We start from the raw sequence: 26,215 nt of genomic DNA, 5'->3' as shown, positions 1-26,215 counted from the left end.
ATGGCGCCGTACAAACGCAAAACACCGGAGGAAATCCTGGACTCGATCTCGCGCCTGCACGCCGGAAGGCTTAAGATCATAATCGGCTCTGTCAGCGGCTCGGGTAAAACGTATCAGATGCTGCATGAAGGAAAGCTTCTGAAGCAGCAGGGGATCGATGTAGTCATCAGTGCAGTCTCGACCATGCAGCGGGCGGATACGATAGAGCAGTCGCTTGACCTGGAACGGGTGCCCAGCATCCGCTGGCAGAAGGACGGCAAGGAGCAGAAGGACCTGCCCCTTACGGCATTAATCGAACGGAACCCTGAGGTGGTGCTGGTAGACGGATTGGCTCACCGTAACCGCAGCGGGGCACGTTTTCCGACCAGGCTGGAGGATATCCGTTATTTAATGGAGCAGGGGATCAGCATCATTACAACGATCAATGTGTATGAGCTGGCTGGAGTCGCCATGATTATCTATGAGAAAACAGGTCTGCGTGCTGAGGAGACCGTACCACTCCACACGCTGGAGCTGGCGGATGAGGTCAGATTGATTGACGTGTCGCCGGAAACGATTCTGAACCGGATCAGTGAAGGGATACTGGGCGACCAGCTGCATCCTGCCCTGTCACACCACGGCAATCTTGGAGTGCTCCGTGAAATATCCCTTAGACTGGTGGCAGAAGGAGTCAACGATTCCCTTGAAAAATACCGGGCGGAGCAAGGGCTTATCGGCCCTTCCGGTGCGACCGAGCGGATTCTGGTATCGGCACAGTATCATTGGAACGGCTCGCTCTATGTCCGCAGAGGCCAGCAGATTGCCAAGCGGCTGAACGGTGATCTGCAGGTGGTAACCTTTATTGTGTCCAATCAGAAGCTGACGAAGGATCAGCAGGTGTTCAGACGCTCGATTCAAAAGCTGGTGAAGAAAGTGGATGCCAGGTTTGAGGAGATCCTGCTGCCGCATCGGCGCAAGCTGCCCTCCATGTTAGTTCGTTATGCGACCCAAAATAAGGTGACAAGGATCATCATGGGCCACTCCAATAAAAACCGCTGGCAGGAATTCTGGCAGGGCTCTATCGGAAATAGAGTGCTGGGAAGAACAAGGAATATCGATGTATTTCTAATGGCTGACCGTGCCGAGCAGGAGGGAGAACGCATTCTTCCCGTTAAAGCTAAGCCCAAAGGAGCAGAAGAATCTTTTCACCGGCTGAGCAGTACAGAAATTAAGCAAAGAATTGAAACCATCCGCCGGGGCACGTTCAAGGTATACATTGGAGCTGCACCGGGTGTGGGAAAGACCTATAAAATGCTGCAAGAGGGCAATATTTTGCTTAAAAAAGGGATAGATGTTGTAATCGGCCTTCTGGAGACACATGGCAGGAAGGAAACGATCCGGCAGGTGGGTGAGCTGTCTGTTCTTCCCCGGGCCAGGATCAGTTATCAGAGTACTGGGCTGGAGGAAATGGACACCGATGCTATTATCGAACGTCATCCTGAGGTTGTATTAGTGGATGAGCTGGCCCATACGAACGTGCCGGGAAGCCGGACAAAGAAGCGGTTTGAGGATGTGCTCCGGTTACTGGACAGCGGTATTTCTGTCATTACGACTGTAAATGTCCAGCATCTTGAAAGCCTGAACGACTCGGTGGAGCAGCTGACAGGCGTCCGGGTGAGGGAGACTGTTCCCGATGCTGTTCTGCAGATGGCGGATGAAGTTGAGCTCATTGACGTAACGCCCACAATGCTGCAGGAACGGATGCGGGCAGGGAAGATATATGCGCTGGAAAAGGTGAATCAGGCACTGGCCTCTTTTTTCAAAATAGGCAATCTGATCGCCTTAAGAGAGCTGGCACTCCGTGAGCTTGCCGATGATGTGGATGAAAGGCTGGAGGCATGGGACCGTGACGGTTCCTTGCGGGGGTCGTGGGGCAGGCGTGAGGTGATCTTTGTCTGTGTGGACCTCGGCCCCCGTTCAGAGAGGCTGATCCGCCGGGGCTTCCGTATTGCCTACCGCCTGAAGGCGGAATGGTTCGTGCATTATGTGCATTGCGGTGCGCAGAAGACGCAGCAGGAGCAGAAGCGGCTGGATGCGCTGCGCCATCTGACTGAACGGCTCGGCGGCAGGATGGAGGCTGCTGAAACGAACGGCCGGCGCAGAGTCCATCGCGGTTTGCTCACAAGAATGAATGAGGTTCAGACCACACAGCTTATCGTCGGATACTCGCGCAAGCCGCTCTGGTACAGGCTTTTTAAAGAAAGTGCCGTACACTATCTGCTACGGAACGCCCGTCATATGGATATGCTGATAGTCGCTGATTTTGACCCGGACATGGTGGATGTGGATAAAGTGCAATAAGGGTTTCCATGAGGAAGCCCTATTGCTGCTGCCGGACCAGGGGTTACTTATCGTGTATAGTAGACCGGTTCCACTGTATACAAGGTCTGCTCAATAGCGGGGCAGAGATCATCATGCAGCTTGTAGTATTTAACGCGAAAATATAAGCTTTTCAGAAAATTCTTGATATTAACTCTTTGCCTGAAGGCAGGCAGGAACTCGGGGCTTTTCTCCACATCAGCGAAGCTGCGAATCCATTGCTCCACAGCTGCCCGGCTGAGCAGGTTACGGTTCAGCACACTAACAATAGGCCGTACTAACCGTTCATCCTCCCCATCGGCGTATATCCGGTCTGTTATAGTTATCTTTTCGTGGACGAGGCTAAGGATTGTTGAAAGATCGCTCCCATCCAGCCCGGAGCATTGAGCCAGCTCGTCTAATGCATCTGCTCCATGCGCGATGGCATGAGCCCAGCCCTTTGACTCGTCATATCCGCGGTAATCCCGTTCCTTGCGCAGGCTGTTACATACACTCTCTTTGATCTGATGAATTTGCTCTTGTAAGAGAAACGGGGATTCCTTGTGCCGGGTAAAGACCAGCGGGATTACAAGCATAGAGAAAGAACGGGTGAAGACAGAGTCTGTGCCGGCCTCCCCCAGCTTAAACATCAGATGCTCTTCATCTAAAAGAATAGGGAGGAGCTGATTCAGTTCTCCTACAGTCAGGACGTTTCCGGGAATCCATTGTGACAAGGTTTCATAGATCAGCTCATCCCGCAGCTCTGCATCCACCGAGCCGATGTGATGTATCATTTCCTGTACCAGTCCGTAAGCATCGGGAGGTGCCTGGTAGCCGTTCTCTTTTATCGAAATTAATCGTTGCTTTAATTGCATAGTACATACTCCTGCTAAAGTTTATTCTGCTATGGCAGATATCTTCTTCCTCTACTATAAGATACTGGGATAAGCTGATACAATATGTACTGGAGGTGTGAAATGGAAATCGCTTTAGAGCTTGTTGAAAGTATGTTAATTAAGTTTAGGGCAGAGAGGAAATGGACGCTCCAGGCAATCGAACAGCTGAATGAAGAAGACATTGTTTGTAGGCCATCACCTGAAAGTAACAGCATTGCCAATCTGGTTGCTCACATCAGCGGTGCGGTGCACTCACGTATTGAAACTATTCTGCTAGATATTTCAGATACGAGGGACCGGGATAAGGAATTTGAAAAAGGGCTGCAGATGACTAAAGAGCAAGCGCTTGTCAAAACAAGAGACGCCTTTGATATTCTTATACAGTATCTTGAGCTTCTAAAAGCTACTCCTGAGCTGCTGATGTCACAGCCCTTCCTTCATCGACCGCCTCTTACATACAGTCAGGTGGATAACGAGACGACAGCCTTGAATCTTATGATGGCGATGTTCCGGGAGATTCATTTTCACACAGGGCAGATTATTTATGCCGCCAAAATTAGAAAAGGCCAGCTGGTGTGGGATTACACATGAAACTTAGAGGGACCCTGACTGAGCAGGCTTTTAGAAAAGAATTGCAGGCCTCAAAGAACAGTCTATTCAATGACAAATCCATGCTGAGATTTTTGAATGTTTTAAGAGAGACCTTCCCAGATATGCAAACAGCTTATATCTTATACTGGATACCTGAACAAGGGGAAGATATTATTACTTTTCTTGTCGATATAGACGCTGTCACTACGATTGAGCTAGACTGCTACGATTACTCGATAGCTCCGATAGTTGATGTTTATCCAATAGAGAGACTACATAGTAGGCTCAGCAAAATTAATCAGATAAAGGTAGCCGTAGCCTTGGATTTAGCAAAGCTGGACCTTGAATGATATCTGAAGGAGTGACACCCACACGATAAGGCCGGAGCTACTGCTTAATAAAAGTGCTATAAGGGTAATGTTGGAAATACATAACTTTTGATTTTCGGGAGGAAGCAGCATGAGCCAGGAAGAAGTTGAAGCAAGCGGCTGGGATGCCATTGATGTTCAGATGAACAGATTGTATGGAGAGCAGGAGCCCAAGCATTACGGTACCCTCATCCCATATGGCCTGGGAGGCAAGGACCCACTTCGGGGGATTAGTGCGTATAAGACGGAGAAGCCTTATCCCCATTGGCATTTTGTAACGTATGGTTTCTCGGAGCTGTATGCCAAAGAGTCCAGTGATCCGGAATACAGCGGCTACGGCTTTGAGCTGACGTTCCGGCTGGTACGCACTGCGGATGAGGAGGAGCCCCCAGCCTGGGCGCTGAATCTCCTGCAAAATATGGCGAGGTATGTATTTTCAAGCGGCAATATCTTTGCATCCGGCCACTATCTGGACGCGAACGGCCCAATCTGTCTGGAGGCAGACACTAAGCTGACGGCGCTAGCCTTTACGGATGATCCGGAGCTTCCGGCCATTGATACGCCTAACGGACGTGTGGAGTTTCTGCAAATGGTGGGAATTACAGCGGATGAGCTGGAGGCTATGACTACGTGGAATACGAACGCTTTTCTGCATGCGGCAGAGGAAGAGCTTCCCTGCTATATTACTGATCTCTTGCGTGATTCGCTGCTGCTGGTTCCCGCTATAAGGGATCTGCTGCGGCAAGGGATTGAGCGTGACGGGTCCAGCACAGGCTTTTTCTATGTGGACCAGCTGGAATGGGAGCCCGGCAAGAGCCGGTTATTCGGGAAAGCGCCGGCTATCCTCACTATGGGCGCAAAGCAGGCCGAGATGGTAGCCAGACTCCTGAGCGCCCGCCTGTCGAAGGGCAAGGAGCTGGCCTTAATCAGCCAGAAGCTGCGGGTCATACTTGAGCCTGCGCCGGAGACCGTCTTCGAGCAAGGGGAACAGTCTATACGGATTGGTCTAAGCGAGGCTGCTGTCCGGGAGCTGTCAGCGATACTTCTGCCTGTAGAGGGTGAGTATAAGCTATCCTCTGACAAAGGGCTGATTGTAAGAGTAAATAAAACGTACATTAAGGATCAGGATGGTCAGGTTGTGGAAACGATCGGCTGAGAACTAGTCTGAAAGAACAGATTGGGCAGAATACCGCAGGTGCTCAATAGCTAGAAGGTGTTTTAAGTGTACTTTGTACAACTCAAACACCTGTTTTTTTGTATAAATAGCATTTAAATGTATTTTGTACACTTATTTTTAAGAAAAAGCGCTGAATGCCGCCGTTTGCCTCATTATAGTTGCACGAAATACACTTAAACGGTGAAAATTCAATTTTACACTGGCTTTAATTGCACAAACTGCAGCTAAACTGGCTGGCACGATCAAACATTAACGAATTCTGCCAAGGCACCGGGAGGAGTAACCTTGAACACCATTCTTTATCTTATCCGTCATGCTGAATCTCCATATATGGCGGGGAAGGAGCTAGAAAGAGGCCTTTCGCCTAAAGGGCAGCAGGATGCGGAAAGAGTAAAGCTAATTCTGCATAATGAAAAATGTGATCATTTTTACTCCAGCCCGTACGCACGGGCAATCTCGACGATTAGGCCGCTGGCGGAGGAACGAAAACAGACTATACAGCTTATCGATGACCTTAGGGAGAGGACAATCGGGGATATATCCGGTACCGGCTTTTATGAAGCTAAACGCGCAGTCTATCAGGACTTCACATTTTCTTTTCCGGGGGGAGAGTCTTCTGCAGCGGCACAGAAACGTGCTGTCCGGGTAGTAGAGCAGCTGCTCAACCAACATGCCGGAGACAGCATCGTAATCGGAACGCACGGAGATATAATGACACTTCTCCTGAATGATTTCGATCCGTTTTATGGTTTTGACTTCTGGCAGTCTGCATCTATGCCAGATATTTATAAGGCGGAGTTCACCATTCTGCAGTTAAATAGGATAACGAGAGAGTGGAGTGAACAGAGTTATTAGTATTACTCTAACCAGCTACTGCCCCACAATCCGCAAATGCCTGATCCAAGCCTGATTAGAACCTGTAGCGGTCTAATCAGGCTTATTTCGTATTTTCCCCGTCTACTCCCCGCCGTAATCCCTCCCGAAACCGGCTTGGCGACTCTCCGGTCCAGTGCTTAAACTGCTTGGAGAAATACAGGGGATCGGTGAAGCCGCAGGAGTTACCCACCTGTTCGATGCTTAGGTTTGTCCTTAATAGCTCCTTGGCCCGTTCCATGCGCACCTGATTAATATATTGCTTGGGGGAGAGGCTGGTCAGCTGCTTGAATACTTTGGTGAAATGGGTCCGGTGATAGCCGAAGGAGGCTGCTAATTGTTCAATTGAGACCGGCAGCATGTACTGGGTCTGGAACCAGCGGATTGCCTGCTCCACTACACGTTCAGAGTCGGTTAAGGCTTCAGCTGAGGAGTAACGCAGCTTATAGGCATTCAGACGGGCGAATTCGGCCAGAAGGATGCGGAACCAGCCGTCCGTAGTCAAGGCCGTTACAGCTTCACCTAACTGCTGCTCCAGCACCCGCTCGATGGTTTCATAGAGGCTCACCAGATGTTCCGTATCAGCGCCTCTGACAATGGGGTCTGTAGTGCTAACCCCGGTTTTTTTTAGCAATTCTAAAGCCTGCGGGCCTTGAACAGCTACCCAGCAGTAGCTCCAGGGCTCGGCATGATCTGCCTGGTAGCTAAATAATACACCGGGAAAAATAACAAAGGTATCGCCCTGACCAAGTCGGTAGCTCTTCCCTTGCCAGACAAAGGTGCCGTACCCGCTTTCTACTGTATGAATCAGGATGTAAGGATGGACGGCTGGGCCGATTTTATGACCTGGCTCGGGCCTGGCAGCACCGGCAAAGGTTATATTCAGATCCGCATTCAATAAGTAGGGATTAATCTGTATCCTGTACTCATAATGTTCCGGGTTTTCCATTATAGCGCTCCTGGTTATTGAAAAGTATGAAAATATATGATACTACAAATCTCCATGTAGAGGTGGCAATGTTCCATGCCTATTTTGCCGCTGTGATTTTATAGTAAGGGATATACAAATCATTATCAACTCAAAGGGTAATGAACAAAAGGAGCGTATACTTGATGAGTAAAATTGTATTTTTAGGAGCTGGAAGCACTGTTTTCGCTAAAAATGTCCTGGGTGACTGTCTGCTCACGCCGGCACTGCAGGATTTTGAGATTGCCCTGTTCGATATTAATCCCGAGCGGCTGCGCGACTCGGAAATTATGCTTAACAACATCCGCAAGACTTCTGGAAGCAGATGCAACATAAAGGCATATTCAGACCGGAAAGAAGCACTGCGCGGAGCCAAGTATGCCATCAATGCCATTCAGGTCGGCGGGTACGATCCGTGTACCATTACCGATTTTGAAATCCCCAAGAAATACGGGCTGCGTCAGACTATTGCGGATACGATCGGGATCGGCGGAATTTTCCGGAATCTGCGGACCATTCCTGTGCTGGACGAGTTCGCAGCGGATATCCGCGAGGTATGCCCGGATGTGCTGTTCCTGAATTACACCAATCCGATGGCTGTGCTGACCAACTATATGAGCCGGTATGCCGGAGTGCAGACGGTCGGGTTATGCCATAGCGTGCAGGTGTGTGTGCCGGAGCTTTTCAAATCGCTGGGGATGGATGATACGGGAGTTAAATCAAGGATTGCCGGCATTAACCACATGGCCTGGCTGCTGGAGGTTTCGCGTGACGGGGTCGATCTGTATCCTGAGATCAAGAGTAGAGCCCAAGAGAAACAGAAGGCAGGCAAGCACTCCGACATGGTCCGGTTCGAGCTGATGAATAAATTCGGCTACTATGTTACTGAATCTTCTGAGCACAGTGCGGAGTATCATCCTTATTTTATCAAGAGAAATTACCCGGAGCTGATTGACCAGTTGAACATTCCGCTGGATGAATATCCGCGCCGCTGCCGCGAGCAGATCAGTAACTGGACGAAGATGAGAGATGAGCTTGTGGGAGATGTTAACCTGGAGCATCAGCGGTCGCATGAATACGCATCCTATATCCTTGAAGCCATTGAGACGGATGTCCCTTACACGATCGGCGGGAATGTGCTGAATACCGGGTTAATCACGAATCTTCCGGATGAGGCCTGCGTCGAGGTTCCATGTCTTGTTAACCGGAATGGGATTAGCCCTACCTATGTCGGTGACCTTCCGCCGCAGCTGGCTGCACTGAACAGAACGAATATCAACACCCAGCTATTAACAATAGAGGCCGCCAGAACCGGCAAAAAAGAGCAAATCTACCATGCGGCGATGCTTGATCCGCACACGGCTGCCGAGCTGTCGTTGGATGATATTGTGGCGCTATGTGATGATCTAATTGAGGCCCACGGCAGCTGGCTGCCTAAATTCAACTAAGGGGATTGTGACATGAGTATGGAAGACAAGCTTCATGATGTAAGCCTGTACCTGCCCGGAGATGAAGAGCTGATGAAAGCACAGACGCATTGCCTCGAACAGCTGTATGATTTCAACCGCACCCGGCCAAGTGAATATGCTAAAAGAATGGCGATGCTGAAGGGAATGTTTGCGGAGATCGGCGAGAACTGCTACATCGAACCTCCGTTTCATGCGAACTGGGGCGGGAGACATGTCCATTTTGGCAAAAATATATATGCGAACTTCAATCTGACGATGGTGGATGATACCCATATATACGTCGGGGATTACACGATGTTCGGCCCGAACGTGACTGTAGCCACAGCCGGACATCCCATCCTTCCTGAACTGCGTGAACAGGCATATCAATATAATGCATCCGTTACGATTGGGACAAACTGCTGGATTGGTGCCGGCGTCATCATTCTCCCGGGTATTACAATCGGCGATAATACGGTGATTGGTGCAGGCAGTATCGTAACCAAGGATATTCCGTCCAACGTCGTGGCAGTCGGTAATCCGTGCAAGGTGCTGCATGAGATTAATGAACAGGATGAGCAGTTTTATTTTCAGGGGCGGCGGATTGTTAGGGAGGATTTGGTGTAGGAACAGGATCGTGTGAAGCCGGGGACCGTGCGGAGGCGCGGTCTTTTTGCTATTAAGCTCAATTGACATCTCCCCCACCGTATCCCTATAATTTAAAGCATATTATGAAAGCTGTTTCACATTCCGATAGCTAACCTATTTATGTAAGATGGAACCCCTTTATCTAAGCGGGTTTCATTTTGTTTTTTGTCGCACTTTTGTTCCAAAAAGGAGAAGCCATGGAAACAACGTTCTGCAAAATCGTAGTGGTGGACGATGAGATGCTGGTGCGGCAGGGGATTATTCACCTGCTGGACTGGGAGGGGGAAGGCTTTCATATCGTCGGGGAGGCATCCAACGGCCGTGAGGCGTTTGAGCTGATTGAGTCGCAGCGGCCGCATATTATCCTGACAGATATTGTGATGCCGGTGATGGACGGGGAGGAGCTGATCCGGCTAGTCAAGGGCATGTACCCGGAGATTGAAGTCATTGTGCTGAGCAGCTTCAGCGAGTTCGAATATGTGCGCTCGACATTCCAGAGCGGGGTGGCCGATTATATTCTGAAGCCGAGACTGGACGCGGCATCGCTGCTTGCAGTGCTCAAGAAAACCGCGCAGCGGATTCCCGTGCTGCAGCAGGTGGATTGGAGGAATGACAAGCGGCAGTCTGCCGACTATATTCTGGACAAGCTGATATCCGGCTATCCGGTGGAGTATGAGGCTGCGGTGCTTCAGGGCATCTTTCCGTATGCGGACTTTGCGCTGGTCATTGCCGAAACCGGAGAGGAGCCGGCATCCGTAGGCCGTAAGGAAGAATGGCTGGAGAATAGTATCCGTTCGCTGCTGCAGAGCGGCGGAATGCCGCTGGTCTTCCGGAGGCTGTCCACAGTAGAGGGGCATGTGCGGCTGCTGTTTAATCTGAATGATGATGGGCGGGAAGCGCTGATTCGTATGGCAGAGCAGGTTTTTGCTGCCGGTATCAGAGCCCATATGTTTCAGAGTCTGGCGGTAAGCCGCAGCCTTACGGACCTTGAGGAGCTGCATACGGTCTACTCGCAGGAGCTGATGAAGCTGCTGGACCACCGGTTCTTCCTGCCGGAGCGTTCGCTCCTGGTTGATAGCGGCGGAGAGGTGCAGCAGGGGGCGGCATTTGACCAGGAGGCCTTTGCAGCAGAGCTTAACCGGCAGGAATTCGACCAGGCGTTTGCCCGGCTGAGTGCCTATGTATCCTCAATGTCCGGCCGCCGCGATACGGGAGTGTCCGAGTTCAAGTCCTTCCTGTGCCACAGCATTTTTCAGGTCATCGGGATGCTGCTGCATTTTCATTATGAAGCCAAGGCGCTGGATGAGAGCAAGTATGAGTATTTCCGCTCCATTCACGAAGCCCGGCATATCGGTGAGACAGAGGCGCGGCTGATACAGTTCCTGCAGGATGCAACAGAATGCTTCATGAAGAACCGCGGCGGAACACCGGCCATGCAGAAGATTCTGCTGTACATCGACGAGAATTATTCACGCCAGATTACCTTGACCGAGGTGGCTAAGGAGTTTCATTTTAATCCGTCTTATTTATCTAATTACTTTGCACTGCATAACAAAGAGGGCTTCAATGAATATTTGAACCGGGCACGGATCGAAAAGGCCTGTCTGCTGCTAAAGGAGAGTCCGGACCTGTCCATTTCCGAAATCAGCAGCCTTGTCGGCTACTCTGACCACAGCTATTTCACCAGAGTATTCCGCAAGCTGATGGCGGTATCGCCAAGCCAGTACCGGAAGGGATAATGCAGCAGCAGGAAGGAGTCCGCAATGGGACTAATGGAGAAATGGCTCAGCAAGCTCAAGAACCAGAGCCTGTTCAGCAAAATATTCGTCGTTATGGTCATCAGCATTGTGCTCGTAACCGTACTGATTACCACAGTGACGGCACAAATGTCGCAGACGCTGTTTGTACAGACCTTCAGTATCACCAATTCCAAAATCATTAACCAGATTAAAAGCGCACTCGATAACTCTCACTACACTACAGTCAATACTGCAATCAACGTTGGGCAAAGCGGGGTCATCCGCAGCTTTATGACGGAGCAGGACGGAAGCTCACTGGCCAATTTCCGGCGGTATTACAGTATGCGCGACCAGATGGACCGGATTCAGTCCGGAATCGGGGCTGCCAATATAGGCCTGTCTATTCTTGGAGGGAACGGCAGAAGCTATACCAGTGATGTCACCTATTGGTCCGGATCTGCCGGTGAACTGAAGGCCAATCCGGTTTCAGCGGCGGTTCAGGAGCAGGGGGGCCGGCTTGTATACAGCTATATGGATGCAAGTCCGCTGAATTCACAGAACCGGATGCTGGTTGCGGCCAAGGCGCTGACTGCACCGGGACTTGCAGAGCCTTACGGGACGCTGTACATGTTCACGCGTGAGAGTGATTTTCGCAAAAATTATGCCAGCTTTACCAGCCAGGGGAATGATGTCATGTTCCTTGATACGTCGTCCCGGATTGTGTCGAGCAACCGTACGGAGCAGATCGGAAGCTATTCGCCTGATCTTCTGAACAGTGCCAAGCAGATTGCCGAGGCGGGCCTTGCCAGCCAGGAGCTGACGATTGACGGGCGCGAAGTTATCGTTCTGGCTGATTATCTGCCGTCCTACAACTTTTATATTGTGAACCTGATTGATAAAAATGAGACCATCGGTACGCTGTTCGATAGAAAAACGCTTTTTCTGATCGGTACAGCCATCGCTGCAGTAGCGGTACTCGTCATCTACTTCCTCACCAAGCGGCTGACACTGTCCCTGCGTACGCTGGTCAAAAAAATGTCCAATGTGACCAAAAAGAATTTTCATAACTATATGTCCGTCACCGGCAGCTATGAAACAAGGCAGCTGAGCACGGCCTTCAACTATATGCTTAAAGAGCTGAATGACTATGTCGCCCAGCTGGTGGAGACGCAAAAGGAGCAGCGGAATGCTGAGCTGGCTGCACTGCAGCAGCAGATCAATCCGCATTTTCTGTACAATACACTGGCTTCAGTGAATATTCTGGTGCAGCGGGGCAGCAAGGAGCAGGCGACCGAGACAATCCATGCCCTGATCTCGCTGCTGCAGAATACGATCAGCAATGTGAAAGAGACGATTACCGTAGAGGACGAGCTGATTAACCTGAAGCATTACGTCTTTATTAATCAGGTGCGCAACGGCAGCCGGGTCAAGGTAGAGACGTTTGTCTCACCGGACTGTATGAGCGCTAAAGTGCCAAAGCTGATTCTGCAGCCGTTTATTGAGAATGCCTTCTTCCACGCCTTCAATATCAAAACCTCGGGTTATATCTATGTTACCATCATGAAGGACCGGGATATGCTGCACTGTGAGGTTGTCGATACAGGCGACGGGATGGATCTGGACAACAAAGAGGCGATCCCCGCGTCCACGAGCAGCCGCCAGCTGTTCAGCGGTATCGGCATCCGTAATGTCCATGACCGTCTGCTGCTGCTGTACGGTGAGCCGTATGGCGTTACCATCACCAGTACTCCGGGCCAGGGGACGAAGGTCTCTATCAGAATTCCTTGCTGAAAAGCGCATTGAACCGCTGCCTTTGCAGCATACTATAACAGCTACGCCGCAAGCCGGCGCCGCATAACGGCGTCGGCTTCTTGCATCTGTGCGGCCTGTTTTACCTAAAAAAAGTGCGAAAGGAGAAAAGTAATGCTAATCCGTGGACCGTGGAAGCGGATACAGAACACAATATTATCACTATTTTAACTAAAATCATTTCTAACGAAATGATCATCCGGGATGATATTCTTGATAAAGAAAGCACTTTCAAATACATGTTAGGGGGATTTACATCATGAAGAAAAAAGCTACCGCGCTTCTGCTCGCCGGATTTACACTTCTGACAGCATGCTCGAGTAACGCAAATACGAATAACCAAGCCAATACAGGATCCGAAGGAAATGCAGCCGGCGGAAACCAAAAAATCACCGTTTGGGCCTGGGACAAAAACTTCAATATCGCTGCAATGAACCTGGCTAAGGACGCTTATGTGGCAAAAAATGCAGATGCTCAAATCGATGTTGTTGAATATGCACAGGATGACATCATCCAGAAGCTGAACACAGGGCTTAACTCGGGATCTGCTTCCGGTCTGCCAAACATCGTTCTGATTGAAGATTACCGTGCACAAAGCTTCTTGCAAACGTATCCAGATGCTTTTCAGGAGCTGGGCGATGCCATTAACACTGCTGATTTCGCTGAATACAAGCTCGGGCCAACCAGCTTTGACGGCAAACAGTACGGTGTACCATTCGACTCCGGTGTAGTAGGCCTGTACGTACGTACCGATTATCTGCAGGAAGCAGGCTACACGGTTGATGATCTTCAGGACATCGACTGGCAGCAATATATTGAGATCGGTAAAGCAATTAAAGAGAAAACAGGTAAAGATATGCTGACTCAGGACCCTAACGATCTGGGGCTGATCCGCATGATGATCCAATCCGCAGGCTCCTGGTATCTGAAGGAGGACGGTACTACACCTGACCTGAAAGACAATGCGGTTCTGAAGGAAGCCTTCGAAAGCTACAAAGAGCTGATGACTGCTAATATCGTTAAAGTCAACTCCGACTGGAGCTCCTTCCTGGCAGGCTTCAACAGCGGTGATGTTGCTTCGGTTCCTACAGGTAACTGGATCACACCTTCTGTAAAAGCAACAGCTGACCAGTCCGGCAAATGGGCAGTAGTACCTTTCCCGAAACTCAAGAATGCAGCTAACTCTGTACACGCATCTAACCTCGGGGGCAGCTCATGGTATGTGCTGAACAATGACGGTAAAGAAGCAGCAATTGAATTCCTGGGTGCAACTCTTGGCTCCGACGTTGACCTGTACCAGAAGCTTGTAACAGATGTAGGCGTTGTAGGTACTTACAAACCTGCTGCTGAAGGCGAAGCTTACGGTGCGGCTGATGAATTCTTCGGCGGACAAAAGGTTATCGCTGACTTTGCAAAATGGACAGCTGAAATCCCTAACGTAAACTACGGTCTGCACACTTATGCACTTGAGGATATTCTCAAGGTTGAAATGCAGAACTTCCTGAACGGTACGGATCTGGACAAAGCGCTTGCCGATGCACAATCCCAGGCTGAATCCCAAATCCAGTAATATCCGGTACCTGTAAATATCTGAATGATCCGCTGTCCTCCCTACCTGCCGTCTAGAGCCAGGACGGAGGACAGCGGCTTCTCCATTTTAACGATTTATGCCTGTTATAGAGAAAGGAATGAGAGCTGTGAACCATACCATGCGCAACCGCGCGAAGCTTACCGGCTGGCTGTTTATTGCAGGAGCCGTCCTCATGATCTGTCTGTTTTATTTTTATCCGATGATTCAGGCCTTGCTGCTTTCGTTCAAAACGGGTGCAGGGGCTAATCTTCATTTTGATGGTTTATCCAACTACAAACGCCTGCTCAGCGACAAAACCTTTTTTACTGCGGTAAAGAATACCTTCTTGTTCCTGATTGTACAGGTACCGGTGATGATCGTGTTTGCGATGATGATTTCGGTACTGCTGAATGACAGCAAGCTCCGCTTCAAAGGCTTTTTCCGTACAGCGATCTTCCTGCCTTGCGTTACCTCGCTGGTAGCATACTCTGTCGTCTTCAAATATCTGTTTGGCAATGACGGCCTGATTAACCTGGCTTTGATGAATATGCACATCCTGTCTGAACCGATCCAGTGGATCTCCGATCCCTTCTGGGCGAAGGTTACCATTATTATCGCCATTACCTGGCGCTGGACGGGATACAATATGATTTTCTTTCTCTCCTCGCTGCAAAACATCGACAATTCCATTTATGAAGCTGCAAAAATTGACGGTGCCTCGGGTCCGAGACAATTTTTCGCGATTACCGTGCCGCTCCTCAAGCCAATCATTCTGTTTACGTCGATTACCTCGACGATTGGTACCCTGCAGCTGTTCGATGAAATTATGAATATAACTAAGGGAGGTCCCGGCAACGCGACGCTCTCCATTTCCCAATATATTTATAATCTTTCGTTCAAGTACACGCCTGACTTCGGATATGCCGCTACCGTGTCGTATTCTATCGTAGCCATGATTGTTGTACTGGCCTTCCTTCAAATTAAACTGGCAGGTGATGATAAATAATGAGAAGCTTACGCCGTGCCCCCATTTATATTTTTCTGTCGATTGTAGCTTTCGTTTCGATTTTCCCGTTTCTGTGGATGATTATCAGCGCCACTAACCTTTCGGTTGACGTCACGCAGGGCAGAATGCTGCCCGGTACAGCTCTGTTCGACAATATCAGAAAGCTGACAGAATCGATCAACCTGGTGCCTGCGCTCTGGAATACGCTCAAAATCGCCCTGACAACAACCGTTCTTGCCCTGCTGGTTGCTTCCCTGGCCGGATACGGATTTGAAATTTACCGCAGCAAAGCGAAGGATATGGTCTTCAATCTGTTATTATTATCCATGATGATCCCTTTTGCCGCGCTGATGGTTCCGCTGTATCAGATGTTCTCCAAGCTGTCGGCTGCTGCTCCGCTAATCGGGGTTAATACAGTCGCTGCTGTGGTTCTTCCGACCTTTACGACGGCGTTCCTGATCTTCTTCTTCCGGCAGAGCTCAAAGATGTTCCCGCGGGAGCTGCTTGAGGCCGGACGGATTGACGGATTGTCGGAGCTGGGCCTGTTCTTCAAAATCTACATGCCGACGATGAAGACGACCTATTCCGCCGCTGCAATCATCACGTTCATGTCCAGCTGGAACAACTACCTCTGGCCGCTGATCGTGCTGCAGACTCCGGAAAAACGGACGATTCCGCTGCTGATCTCGAACCTGGGCTCCAGCTACTCCCCGGATTTCGGCGTTATTATGGCCGCAGTCGTTATCTCTACACTTCCGACAGCACTCGTCTTCTTCCTGATGCAGAAGCAGTTCGTTGCCGGTATGGTGGGATCAGTGAAATAATCATTTAAAATTCACTTTCTATCTGAGGAGGAAATGAAATTGGCAGTTACCCCAAGCTTGAGCTGGCTGGAAGATCCGGGAACCTTTAAGGTAAACCGGGTGGAAGCTCATTCGGATCACCGATATTATACAAACATGGCTGAGGCGGAGGCCGGAGCGCCGATGGATATGCGCTTCAGCCTGAACGGAAGCTGGAAATTCAGCTATGCGCCGAATCCGGCAAGCCGTGTGGAAGCTTTTTATAAGGAAGAATACAATTGCACAGGCTGGGACAATATTCAGGTTCCCGGACATATTCAGCTGCAGGGCTACGGCCGGCCGCAATATGTAAATACAATGTATCCTTGGGATGGGCTGATTGATCTCCGTCCGCCGCACATCTCACCGGACCATAATCCGGTCGGCAGCTACGTTAAGGAGTTCCGCCTGCCGGAGAATATGGAGAACGGGCCGCTGTTTATTTCCTTCCAGGGTGTAGAATCAGCGTTCTATGTCTGGCTGAACGGTGAATTCGTCGGTTATGCCGAGGACAGCTTCACTCCATCGGAATTTGACCTGTCTCCGTTTATGCGGGCAGGCAAAAACAAGCTGGCTGTTGAGGTATACCAACGCAGCACCGGCGGCTGGCTGGAGGATCAGGATTTCTGGCGCTTCTCAGGGATTTTCCGTGAAGTCTACTTATATACAGTTCCAAAAGTCCACATCCGTGATCTCGAAGTACGGGCTGAGCTGGACGATACTTATACGCAAGGCAGCCTGAACGTAACTATGCGCCTGCTGGACACACCGCAGGATACAGTCAGCGCGAAGCTTGAGCTAAAGGACCGGGACGGGGAAATTCGCCTGAGTACTGAAGGTACCTTTAACGGGCAGGAGCTTACGCTCTCAGGAGACGTTGCCGATGTTCTGACCTGGAGTGCAGAGAATCCATATCTCTATACCGTTTGTCTTACTTTGACGGGTGCAGACGGAGCGGTTGTGGAAGCTATTGTACAGAAGGCCGGCTTCCGCCGGTTCGAGATGAAGAACAAGCTGATGTGCATCAACGGCAAGCGGATTGTCTTCAAGGGCGTCAACCGCCATGAGTTCAACTGCCGCACCGGCCGCAACATTACCCGCGAGGATATGCTGTGGGATATTGAGACATTGAAAAGAAGCAACATCAACGCTGTACGTACCTCGCATTATCCGAACCAGACGTTATGGTATGAGCTGTGCGATGAATACGGGGTTTATGTAATCGACGAGATGAACCTGGAAACGCACGGCTCCTGGCAAAAGATGGGCGCGGTTGAGCCGTCCTGGAATATTCCGCACAATGATCCGAAATGGCATGACATCGTGCTGGACCGTGCGGTCAATATGGTGGAGCGGGACAAGAACCATCCGTCCATTCTGATCTGGTCCTGCGGTAACGAATCATATGCAGGGCAAGTCATTCTGGATGTGGCGAACTGGTTCCGCAGCCGGGACAACAGTCGTCTCGTGCACTATGAAGGCGTGTTCTATGACCGCAATTATAATGATACAAGCGATATGGAGAGCCGGATGTATGCCAAGCCGGCCGATATTGAGGAATATTTGAACGCTAATCCGGACAAGCCGTATCTCAGCTGTGAATACATGCATGCAATGGGCAACTCTGTCGGCGGTATGCACAAATATACCGAGCTTGAGAACAAGTACCCGATGTATCAGGGCGGCTTCATCTGGGATTACATTGACCAGTCGATTCTAAAGAAGGACCGCTATGGTAACGAGTTCTTCGCATACGGCGGTGACTTCGGCGACCGTCCGACGGATTACAGCTTCTGCGGGAATGGTATTGTCTTTGCTGACCGGAAATGGACACCGAAGATGCAGGAGGTTAAATTCCTGTATCAGAACTATAAGCTTGCGCCGGAGCAGAGTGGTATCCGTGTGATTAATGAAAGCCTGTTCGCAGGCACGGATCATCTGGCACTGGAATACAGCCTGTATTGTGAGGGCGAACTGCTTGGCAAATGGACCACAGATGTCAGCGCAGCTCCGCAAAGCGAAGTATTGGTACCGATTGAGCTTCCACATACAGAAGGAACGCCGGGTGAATACAGCATCCAGGCTTCCCTGGTGCTGAAGGAAGAAGAGCTGTGGGCTGAAGCAGGTTATGAAATTGCCTTTGGCGAGCACATCTTCAATGTGGAAGCCGAACCCGCTGAACTCCCGGCAGGTGCCTTGAAAGTGGTAGAAGGGGATGTGCAGATCGGCGTAATTGGCGAAGGCTTCACCGTGATCTTCTCCAAGCAGGTCGGATCGCTCGTGTCGCTGAACTATCACGGACATGAGATGATAGAAGCTCCTCCGGCTCCGCTGTTCTGGCGCGCAGCTACCGACAACGACAAGGGAACCCAGCTCGGTTACCATGCCGGAGCCTGGTATGCAGCAAGCCTGGCCCGCAAATGCGCAGAGGTAACCCTGGAGCAGCAAGAGGGTGCGGTAACGGTAAGCTTTGATTACCGGTTCAGCATTCATGAAGAGCTGGCGTTCAAGACAGCTTATACTGTGTATGGCGACGGAACGGTAAGAGTACGTACGCGTTATTCCGGCGCTGCCGGTCTTCCGGATGTGCCGATCGTAGCCTTGTCCTTCAAGATGTCCGCTGACTATGAGCAGTCCGAGTGGTACGCGATGGGGCCTGAGGAGAACTACATTGACCGTGCGTTCGGCGCCAGACTCGGCGTATTCAGCCGGAAGGTGCAGGACCTGCCGTCCCGCTATCTTGTACCGCAGGAATCAGGTAACCGCACCGGCGTCCGCCGTGTGAACATCACCGATAAAGCGGGAGTCGGGCTGCAGATTTCAGCTCCGGCAAGCGCGCCTGTAGAGTGTACCTTGTCACCATACACTGCATTCGAGCTGGAGCATGCCGCTCATCCGTTTGAGCTTCCGCAGGTTCACTACACTGTAGTAACTGTTGCCGGCAGACAAATGGGCGTCGGCGGTGACGACAGCTGGGGCGCACCGGTTCATCCGGAATACAGAATTCCCGCAGACCAGCCGCTGGAATATGAATTCTTCCTGTCCAGTTTGGGTTTGGGAGAGAGATAATATTGTAAAAGAAGCCGGCCCCGTTCTGATGGTATTCAGAGCGGGGCTGTTTTTTGCGTACACTGTATAGGTCAGGGGACCGTTTACAGGAAATTATCACCATGATAAATTATGGGTGGGACAAGTGCCCATGGCAAACATATTATGATCGGATACCCGGAAGGGCAGTCTTGGGAGAGGCTTGCTGTGGCGGGAATTGCAATCCGAGAGGGAGATTCGGGATGAAAAGGGTACTAAAAACAATCGGCACAAGTCTGGTAGCGGGGGCTGTGCTGCTGTCGGGAGCGGCTGGAGGGGGGGCGGGTTCTGATACAGTGTCGGCTGCTGCGGCCAAAACACCTGCTGCTAAGGCCCCTGCCGCTAAGGTGCCGACTGCGGATCAGGTGATCAGCAACGTAACGGCAGCGGCGAAGACATTGAAGAATTTCCACATTGATGTAATCAAGAAACAGGATGTACAGAGCGGCGGCGTGAAGATTAGCAATACCAACACACTCAATCTGGATATTAACCGCCTGCCTGCCTTTGCTGCAGCGGGCAGTGTAAAAGTCAGCCTGCTGGAGACTTCTTACGAGCTGTACGCTAATGCTAAGGAGTCTTACTATTTGGTAGACGGCAGTGAGCTTATCGCAGATTCTGAAGGAAGCTATGAGGATAGTGAAGAGTTCAGCAATACTGATGCTGTAACGGACGGTGACGGAGAGCCGATCGATCCCGACGCGCAGTATTGGATTGACCTGGAGAAGGAAGAGTGGGATACGTTTTACTCCAAAGGCCAGTATGATCCTGCAGCTATGCTGGATTCCGTCAAAGCCTACAAAAAATCAATGAAGGTAAGCATTGCCGGAGCACAGACTGTTATGCAGTTTACACTGACTGATCCGGCTGCAGCTAAGGCGGTCATTACCTTATATGACCAGGAGAATCTGTGGGATGGGGAGACCCTGCAGCCAAAGAGTGTAACCTGGAAAGTATTCGTTAACACCAAGACATGGCAGACAGAGAAGCTGACCGTTGACCTGAGTTATGTACTGGCTGCTGACGGAGCGAAGGATATATACACCACCAAGATTGAAGCCAAATACTCTAAGAATAATAAGACCGCAACGATTGTTAAGCCGGCTGAGCTGGAGTAGAGCTTATACTGGATATAATGAACAGCCCCGGGGGATATTCAGCTCTCCGGGGCTGCCGTTGTTTCAATAGTCAACCTTACTTTGCAGTAACAGTCTCCTGCAACGATACATTAGCCGGCAATACACCCGCATTTTTCTTCAGAGGTCTGCTCCAGTACTGCTCGTTTCCAGGCAGGTCGTCGAACCATTCAGCGTCCTCAGGACAATCGAGAATCATGAATTTACCATACTCCTGATCCCGGGACTGATGGTATTTGAGATAGGCTTTACCTTGCTCAATAGCCAGAATTTCGATTTTGCCGGAGGAGTGGCTCATGGAGAGCCGGACTCTTTTGCCGAGGCCTGAGGTTCTGGCTTTGGCTTCCTCGACGATCCGGTACACCTGCTCAAGCGGCAGGACGAACTCACGGTTGCCGGCAATAGGCCGGTTAATGAAGAAATAATAGGGCGTAATTCCGGCCCAGGAGAGGCGGTCGAGCAGCTCGCCCAGAACAGCAGGATCATCATTGATCCCCTTCAGCACCGGTGTCTGGTTAACGATGATTGCGCCTGCGTCATGCAGTGCCCGGACGGCCCGCTTTGCCTCCGGGGTAAGCTCCCGGGGATGATTAATATGTGCCATGATGTAGATCCGCTTCTCTACAGTGGAGTGAGTGCAGATCAGGTCGAGCAGCTCGGGGTCCTGATAGATGCGCATCGGATTAAATACCGGCAGCTTGGAGCCGAGGCGGATGATTTTGACATGGGGAATGGCCCGCAGGCTCTCAATAATGAACCTCAGCCTGGACGTAGAAAGAATCAGGCTGTCGCCTCCGGTCAGCAGAACATTGTTAATTTCCGGATGGGCGGCGATATACTCGATACCGGCGGTAACATCGGAAGGGGCTTCCTTGACATCGTTGCGGAACAGCCGTTTCCGGAAGCAATAACGGCAATAAGCTCCGCAGACCTCGGAGACGATCAGGAGCGCCGTCGTCCGGTATTTGTGCTGGCAGCCGGGAACCACATAGTTAGCCCCCTCATCGGAGGCATCCCACTCCCCATACTCCAAAAGCTCTCCCTCCCCTGGGATGACCAGCCTGCGGATAGGATCGTTCGGGTCTTCCCAATCGATCAGGGACAAGTAATAGTCGTTGGCCCGAAACACAAATTTGTCTGTGATCTCCTTCAATCGTGACCTTTCTGCTTCGGGCAGCATTTCCATTTTGTTAATGTCGGTTATGTATCGTACCTTTTGCACATGAATCTCTCCTTTGTTCTCATAATGACGAGACAAGAGGGAGCCTTGATGTCAAAAAGCCAAACTGGCAGCCAGCAGGGCCTCTTAAAAAGCACAAAAAGAGACCCTTAGCACAAGGGTCTCATGTTATTGGAAACATAAAAAAGCAGACCCATCCACTACTGACGAGGTTAGCTGACGGACTCGGGTAAGATGGTACCCTACATTGCATAGCTCAATGATTCGCCCCAATTGACTGGTTCCCCCGCTTTCCAGACAGTAAATGCTGGAAATTAAGCGTGGTTAAAGTATAACCCACTAAGTTTCCTAAAGTCAAAAGTATTGCCAAAGTTAATTTTGCACCGTTAGGCTTGGCTTCATGCCGCAAGGCCGGAATACAGGGCATTTTTTGGGGTGCGAAAAATTTTTTTTGATGTCATGTTTACCGTCTGCTTGTACAGCGGGGGCTTTTTAACCTTGTAATCTCCCGGGGGGGAACGGGATAACCCGCGGTTGTCAAGGGGTTGAACAGGCAGGACGGGCAGGCGGAAAGCTTCTCTGCAGGCGCTTCTTTTTCCCGCAGATGAAGCGGTTACCACCGCTTTTTGTAAGCGGAAACAACGCTTTTCATGTCAGCTATCGCGCTTGACGGATGCAAAAATCGTTTGTTAAGGTTTTGACAGGCAAACCAATACCATAAGACCGAGGGAGATGATTGATTTTGATCAAGGGGATTATCTTTGATTTTGACGGAACGATTATCGATACCGAAACTGCCTGGTACACCGCCTTTAGCGAGGCTTATGAGGAGCACGGGGTAGAGCTGACGCTTGAGCAGTATTCTACCTGTATCGGAACAAGCCTGAACAGCTTCAACCCGTACGAGTATTTAATGACCGAGCTTCAGCTTCCGATTGATAAAATGGAATTCAGAACGTCTGTCCAGCAGCGGCACAGCAAGCTCATGGAGCTGGAGGCAATCCGCCCCGGAGTGCAGAATTATCTGGACGCCGCCAAAGAAGCCGGGCTGCACATGGGACTCGCTTCAAGCTCTTCGATGGAATGGGTGGAGCGGTATCTGCAGCAGCTGGGCATCCGTGATTATTTTGACTGCATCCGGACTTCGGATCATGTTGCTAACGTGAAGCCGGACCCCGAGCTATATAATCAGGCACTGTCCTGTCTCGGCCTTTCGCCAGAGGAAGCAGTCGCCATAGAAGATTCTCCGAACGGCTTCAGGGCGGCTGCGGCGGCGGGGATGAACTGTGTGGTCATTCCGAATGACATTACCAGCTTCCTCGAATTCGACACTCCGCCCACACCGTATCATACTGTGGAAAGTCTGAGTCTGCTGGATTTTGATCATATGATCAGCCGTCGCTGCTTCGAAGCTGTGAATTCATAAACAACTATAAGTTCATCTAACAAGGGGGGATTTATATTGAATGCCGTTCATTTTGGGGCGGGCAATATTGGCCGGGGCTTCATTGGACCAATGCTGTCGCGCTCCGGGTACAGAGTGTGTTTTGTTGGAAGGAATAAACAAAAGATCTCCAGGCTGCAGGAACAGGGGCAGTATCCGCTTACGCTTGCCAATGAAAACCGTGACAGCTATATGATCAATAACGTGACCGCCCTACATCTGGATCATACGGAGGAAGTGGCACATGCGATCGCGGAAGCAGAAATTGTAACGACTGCAGTAGGAATTTCGGCGCTGGATGATATCTCGGGCACAATTGCCCGGGGGATTGAATTAAGACTCTGCAATAGTAATCTTAAGCCGCTGCATGTGATTGCCTGTGAGAACGGAATTAACAGCAGCGGACGGCTCAAAAACTCCGTGTATGCGCATATGAAGCGATCTTTCCAAGAAATGGCCGATATCTCCATCGCCTTCCCCAACGTGATGATTGACCGCATCGTCCCTGTCCAGCAGCATAAAGATCCGCTTGAAATCCTCGTTGAACCGTTCAGCGAATGGGTGATTCCCCGTGAGGATCTGCTTGAGGACCATATAGAAATCGAAGGTGCACATTATGTGGACTCTCTTGACCCCTACCTTAAACGCAAGCTGTTCACTGTCAATACAGGTCATTGCAGCGCGGCTTACTTCGGTTATCTGGAGGGACATACCAGTATTCAGGAGGCCATGGAGGAGCCGGGTATCCGCTCGCTTGTCCGCGGGGTGCTGGAGGAGACAGGTAAGGTGCTGGTGCAGTTGTACGGGTTGGACCCCCAGGGTCATCAGAATTACATTGAGAAAATAATGCGGCGGTTCATGAATCCGGGGCTTAGCGATTCCGTTGCCCGGGTGGGGCGTTCTCCTCTAAGAAAGCTCGCATCCAAGGACAGACTGGTGCTGCCGGCGATGCAAGCCCATAAGCTTGGTCTGAAGACACCGCATCTGCTCTCCGCAATTGCTGCTGCGCTGTTCTTCGACGCTCCTAAAGACCCGGAAGCCCAACAGCTTCAACAGATTATCCGGACTCAGGGTGTCCGTGAAGCCATTGCTGGCAACCTGGAGATTCCCAAGGAACATCCGCTGCACGCCCTCATCCTGGCCGAATACAACAAGCTGTGCCTGCGCTATCCGCATATGTCCGGCAGCGGGTTCGCGGCGATGAAGCATGATTTATCCGGATTGTCCGGCTGAATAGGGTTTTCTTGACTGCAGCTTAGCATAGTTTCATTTGGCTTCCCTTCCATTATGTTGTACGATATCGGCATATCTTTTTACAACAAGGAGGGCCTTAATGAAGCTGGGCTATTTAATCATTGATATGCAGGAAATTCATGTGCGGGATCACGTAGACAAGAAGACACTGGACCGCGCCTGTGAATATATCAACTATGTTTCGGATATGCTCCGGGAGAAGGATCAGCTGGTCATTCATATTCAGGATATTGAAGGGATGGAGGAAGCGGCTAAGGAGCGCTACGATATCATGCCGGAAATTCAGGTGGCAGACAGTGATCTGAAGGTGACCAAGGAGTATTCGAATGCATTCTGGAAGACGGAGCTGGAGCAGATGTTGAAGAATCACGGCGTTGAGCTGCTGATTATTTCCGGCTTCTCGGCAGAGCACTGCGTGCAGTTTACCTATAACGGGGCAAGTGAGCGGGGCTTCCGGCCGGTGCTGCTGCAAAATGGTATTCTGAGTGCACACAGCGACGTGATCACTGCTGCCTATAGAGACCGTAACCTGATCTCGTATCCGGTGATTCATTATTTGATTAGCCAATAGAGAGCTAAAGCCACCCCGTCCTGCCGCAGTTTTTTTTTTCTGCAGACAAGACGGAGTGGCTTTTGTATATAAAGATTACCTGCAGCATAGCGGTTGTTACATCAATTTCAGACCGGTAAAACGGCCGTATTCATCAGTCTGGATGAATAGCCCGGCCGACTCATGGTATAGATCAGGACACAACGTCCGCTCAGTGTACTCTATATCACCGGTATCAGGATTTAAGACGGAAAGACCGATGTCTTGTCCCCATAACACAAGTTTTCGATGGACCTGTGCCAGCTGGGCATGCGGATAAACAAAAACATCGTCTAGATCTGAGCTGACGCGGAATTCCGGCATCCGCACGAAGAATTTCATCCGTTCTCCGGTCCGCACATCAAAGAATGCCAGCATCATGGAATCTTTTCCATCTCCATAGATATCCAGCCCGCCGTCCTCTTCATCGTATAAATCGGTTTCGATTTTGCCCCATACTGCGAACGTATAATCATCTATCCAAGCTATAGGGTAATCCCAATCCTCCAAATAATCCCACACGTTATGCAAGGTAGGGCCATCCTCTGCTTCCCAGCGGTTGGAGGCCCAGGAGGGAAGATGCCAGGCGCGGATCCTGCCGATAGGATGCCAGATCCATCCCGTATTGATAATCCATTCCCCGTCAGGCGAAAGATGCAGCTTGCCAAAGAAATAATCCAGGTAATGTTCCGGTGTTATCCTGGTTTCATGATCGTTCACTGGTGATTCTCGTTCAGTCAGCAGCTTTCCGGTTTCTACATCGACCAGATCCAACCGGTTCCATTGTGAACCCTTTATAAGAACGGTGCGGTTATCCAGCTCTGTGAAGGCCAAGGGGAACGTACATGTATTATGATGATAATCGTCTCTCGACAGCTTCATCACCTCTTGAAGACTCTGCAAATCATAGAGTGCAGCATGCTGGCCAAAGCGGTTGGAGACCCCGGCATATCGTTCATTTTTTGAAAGTACAAGCTGCTGCGGATGTGCCGGATTGAACCCGGGAATATCCACTTGCAGCAGTTTGACTGCAATCCCGGAATGCAGATCAAGCCGCCAGAGCTCCGCCTCCTGATTTAAGGCCAGTAAGGATATTGGACACAATCCTGTTGCATTTAATGCGTGCATGGCAATAATATTACCGGGATCTGGTAATAGTACGGGAAAAGTAACGTCTTTAAACACGATAGATTAACCTCCTTAAAGCATTCAACTATAAAAGTGAATGTTTATAACTAGTATAACAGCGGACCT

Annotated in this window: 21 protein-coding genes and 1 riboswitch; of the genes, 17 read left to right on the top strand and 4 right to left on the bottom strand. The window is 50.5% G+C overall.

Annotated features, from left to right (window positions below; all coding sequences use genetic code 11):
• A complete protein-coding gene (locus tag R70331_RS27015) occupies positions 1–2,340 on the top strand; it encodes a histidine kinase (protein ID WP_042180999.1) in 2,340 nt (779 codons plus the stop codon).
• A gap of 47 nt (positions 2,341–2,387) precedes the next feature.
• Here the strand turns inward: R70331_RS27015 and R70331_RS27010 are convergent, their stop codons facing one another.
• Positions 2,388–3,212 carry a DUF2785 domain-containing protein gene (locus tag R70331_RS27010; RefSeq protein ID WP_042180997.1) on the bottom strand — a complete coding sequence of 275 codons (825 nt, stop codon included), beginning with the start codon at positions 3,210–3,212 and terminating at the stop codon, positions 2,388–2,390.
• A gap of 102 nt (positions 3,213–3,314) precedes the next feature.
• On the opposite strand from R70331_RS27010, the gene R70331_RS27005 reads away from it, so the two are divergent.
• From R70331_RS27005 to R70331_RS26990, 4 genes are all read left to right on the top strand, one after another.
• Positions 3,315–3,824, top strand: a complete 510-nt coding sequence (locus R70331_RS27005; protein ID WP_042180995.1) for a DUF1572 family protein — start codon at positions 3,315–3,317, stop codon at positions 3,822–3,824.
• Positions 3,821–4,174, top strand: coding sequence for a hypothetical protein (locus R70331_RS27000; RefSeq protein ID WP_042180992.1), 354 nt, complete (start codon positions 3,821–3,823; stop codon positions 4,172–4,174). Before R70331_RS27005 ends, R70331_RS27000 begins: the two co-directional genes overlap by 4 nt.
• A 109-nt stretch (positions 4,175–4,283) precedes the next feature.
• On the top strand, positions 4,284–5,348 hold the full coding sequence (locus R70331_RS26995) for a suppressor of fused domain protein (protein WP_042180990.1): 1,065 nt from the start codon (positions 4,284–4,286) through the stop codon (positions 5,346–5,348).
• Between the two features lie 306 nt (positions 5,349–5,654).
• Positions 5,655–6,224, top strand: a complete 570-nt coding sequence (locus R70331_RS26990) for a histidine phosphatase family protein (protein WP_042180987.1) — start codon at positions 5,655–5,657, stop codon at positions 6,222–6,224.
• A gap of 82 nt (positions 6,225–6,306) precedes the next feature.
• Here the strand turns inward: R70331_RS26990 and R70331_RS26985 are convergent, their stop codons facing one another.
• Complete coding sequence (locus R70331_RS26985; protein WP_042180986.1) at positions 6,307–7,191, bottom strand: AraC family transcriptional regulator; 885 nt, start codon at positions 7,189–7,191, stop codon at positions 6,307–6,309.
• Between the two features lie 164 nt (positions 7,192–7,355).
• Here R70331_RS26985 and R70331_RS26980 point away from each other — a divergent pair, with 164 nt between their 5' ends.
• The 9 genes from R70331_RS26980 (at position 7,356) to R70331_RS26940 (ending at position 20,476) form a co-directional block, all read left to right on the top strand.
• Positions 7,356–8,657 carry an alpha-glucosidase/alpha-galactosidase gene (locus tag R70331_RS26980; RefSeq protein WP_042180984.1) on the top strand — a complete coding sequence of 434 codons (1,302 nt, stop codon included), beginning with the start codon at positions 7,356–7,358 and terminating at the stop codon, positions 8,655–8,657.
• 12 nt (positions 8,658–8,669) lie between these two features.
• Entirely contained in the window at positions 8,670–9,284 is a 615-nt protein-coding gene (locus R70331_RS26975) for a sugar O-acetyltransferase (protein ID WP_042180981.1), read from the top strand.
• Between the two features lie 218 nt (positions 9,285–9,502).
• Complete coding sequence (locus R70331_RS26970; protein ID WP_042180979.1) at positions 9,503–11,044, top strand: response regulator transcription factor; 1,542 nt, start codon at positions 9,503–9,505, stop codon at positions 11,042–11,044.
• A gap of 33 nt (positions 11,045–11,077) precedes the next feature.
• Complete coding sequence (locus tag R70331_RS26965) at positions 11,078–12,835, top strand: sensor histidine kinase (RefSeq protein ID WP_156131273.1); 1,758 nt, start codon at positions 11,078–11,080, stop codon at positions 12,833–12,835.
• A gap of 277 nt (positions 12,836–13,112) precedes the next feature.
• Entirely contained in the window at positions 13,113–14,423 is a 1,311-nt protein-coding gene (locus tag R70331_RS26960; RefSeq protein ID WP_042180975.1) for an ABC transporter substrate-binding protein, read from the top strand.
• Positions 14,424–14,541: 118 nt separating this feature from the next.
• A complete protein-coding gene (locus R70331_RS26955) occupies positions 14,542–15,429 on the top strand; it encodes a carbohydrate ABC transporter permease (protein WP_042183316.1) in 888 nt (295 codons plus the stop codon).
• A complete protein-coding gene (locus R70331_RS26950) occupies positions 15,429–16,253 on the top strand; it encodes a carbohydrate ABC transporter permease (protein ID WP_039877315.1) in 825 nt (274 codons plus the stop codon). Before R70331_RS26955 ends, R70331_RS26950 begins: the two co-directional genes overlap by 1 nt.
• A gap of 33 nt (positions 16,254–16,286) precedes the next feature.
• Positions 16,287–19,340, top strand: coding sequence for a beta-galactosidase, LacZ type (locus R70331_RS26945; RefSeq protein ID WP_042180973.1), 3,054 nt, complete (start codon positions 16,287–16,289; stop codon positions 19,338–19,340).
• Positions 19,341–19,561: 221 nt separating this feature from the next.
• Positions 19,562–20,476 (top strand): DUF6612 family protein, encoded by a 915-nt coding sequence (locus R70331_RS26940; RefSeq protein WP_042180971.1) that lies wholly within the window; start codon positions 19,562–19,564, stop codon positions 20,474–20,476.
• A gap of 76 nt (positions 20,477–20,552) precedes the next feature.
• On the opposite strand, the gene R70331_RS26935 is transcribed toward R70331_RS26940, so the two are convergent.
• Positions 20,553–21,716, bottom strand: a complete 1,164-nt coding sequence (locus tag R70331_RS26935) for a KamA family radical SAM protein (RefSeq protein WP_042180969.1) — start codon at positions 21,714–21,716, stop codon at positions 20,553–20,555.
• Between the two features lie 144 nt (positions 21,717–21,860).
• A riboswitch (cyclic di-AMP (ydaO/yuaA leader) is annotated at positions 21,861–22,005 on the bottom strand.
• Positions 22,006–22,416: 411 nt separating this feature from the next.
• Here R70331_RS26935 and R70331_RS26930 point away from each other — a divergent pair.
• The 3 genes from R70331_RS26930 (at position 22,417) to R70331_RS26920 (ending at position 24,943) form a co-directional block, all read left to right on the top strand.
• Positions 22,417–23,100: an HAD family hydrolase gene (locus R70331_RS26930; protein WP_042180967.1), complete on the top strand. Its 684-nt coding sequence runs from the start codon at positions 22,417–22,419 to the stop codon at positions 23,098–23,100.
• 36 nt (positions 23,101–23,136) lie between these two features.
• Positions 23,137–24,351: a mannitol-1-phosphate 5-dehydrogenase gene (locus R70331_RS26925; RefSeq protein ID WP_081947763.1), complete on the top strand. Its 1,215-nt coding sequence runs from the start codon at positions 23,137–23,139 to the stop codon at positions 24,349–24,351.
• A gap of 100 nt (positions 24,352–24,451) precedes the next feature.
• Entirely contained in the window at positions 24,452–24,943 is a 492-nt protein-coding gene (locus tag R70331_RS26920) for a cysteine hydrolase family protein (protein ID WP_042180965.1), read from the top strand.
• 96 nt (positions 24,944–25,039) lie between these two features.
• Here the strand turns inward: R70331_RS26920 and R70331_RS26915 are convergent, their stop codons facing one another.
• Entirely contained in the window at positions 25,040–26,146 is a 1,107-nt protein-coding gene (locus tag R70331_RS26915) for a hypothetical protein (protein WP_052419238.1), read from the bottom strand.
• Positions 26,147–26,215 lie beyond the last annotated feature (69 nt).

The organism is Paenibacillus sp. FSL R7-0331 (genome assembly GCF_000758645.1).
In the GTDB taxonomy this organism is placed as follows: domain Bacteria; phylum Bacillota; class Bacilli; order Paenibacillales; family Paenibacillaceae; genus Paenibacillus_AQ; species Paenibacillus_AQ camerounensis.
The sequence above is the reverse complement of the archived record's forward strand: the minus strand, read 5'-3'. Positions and strand labels throughout refer to the sequence as shown.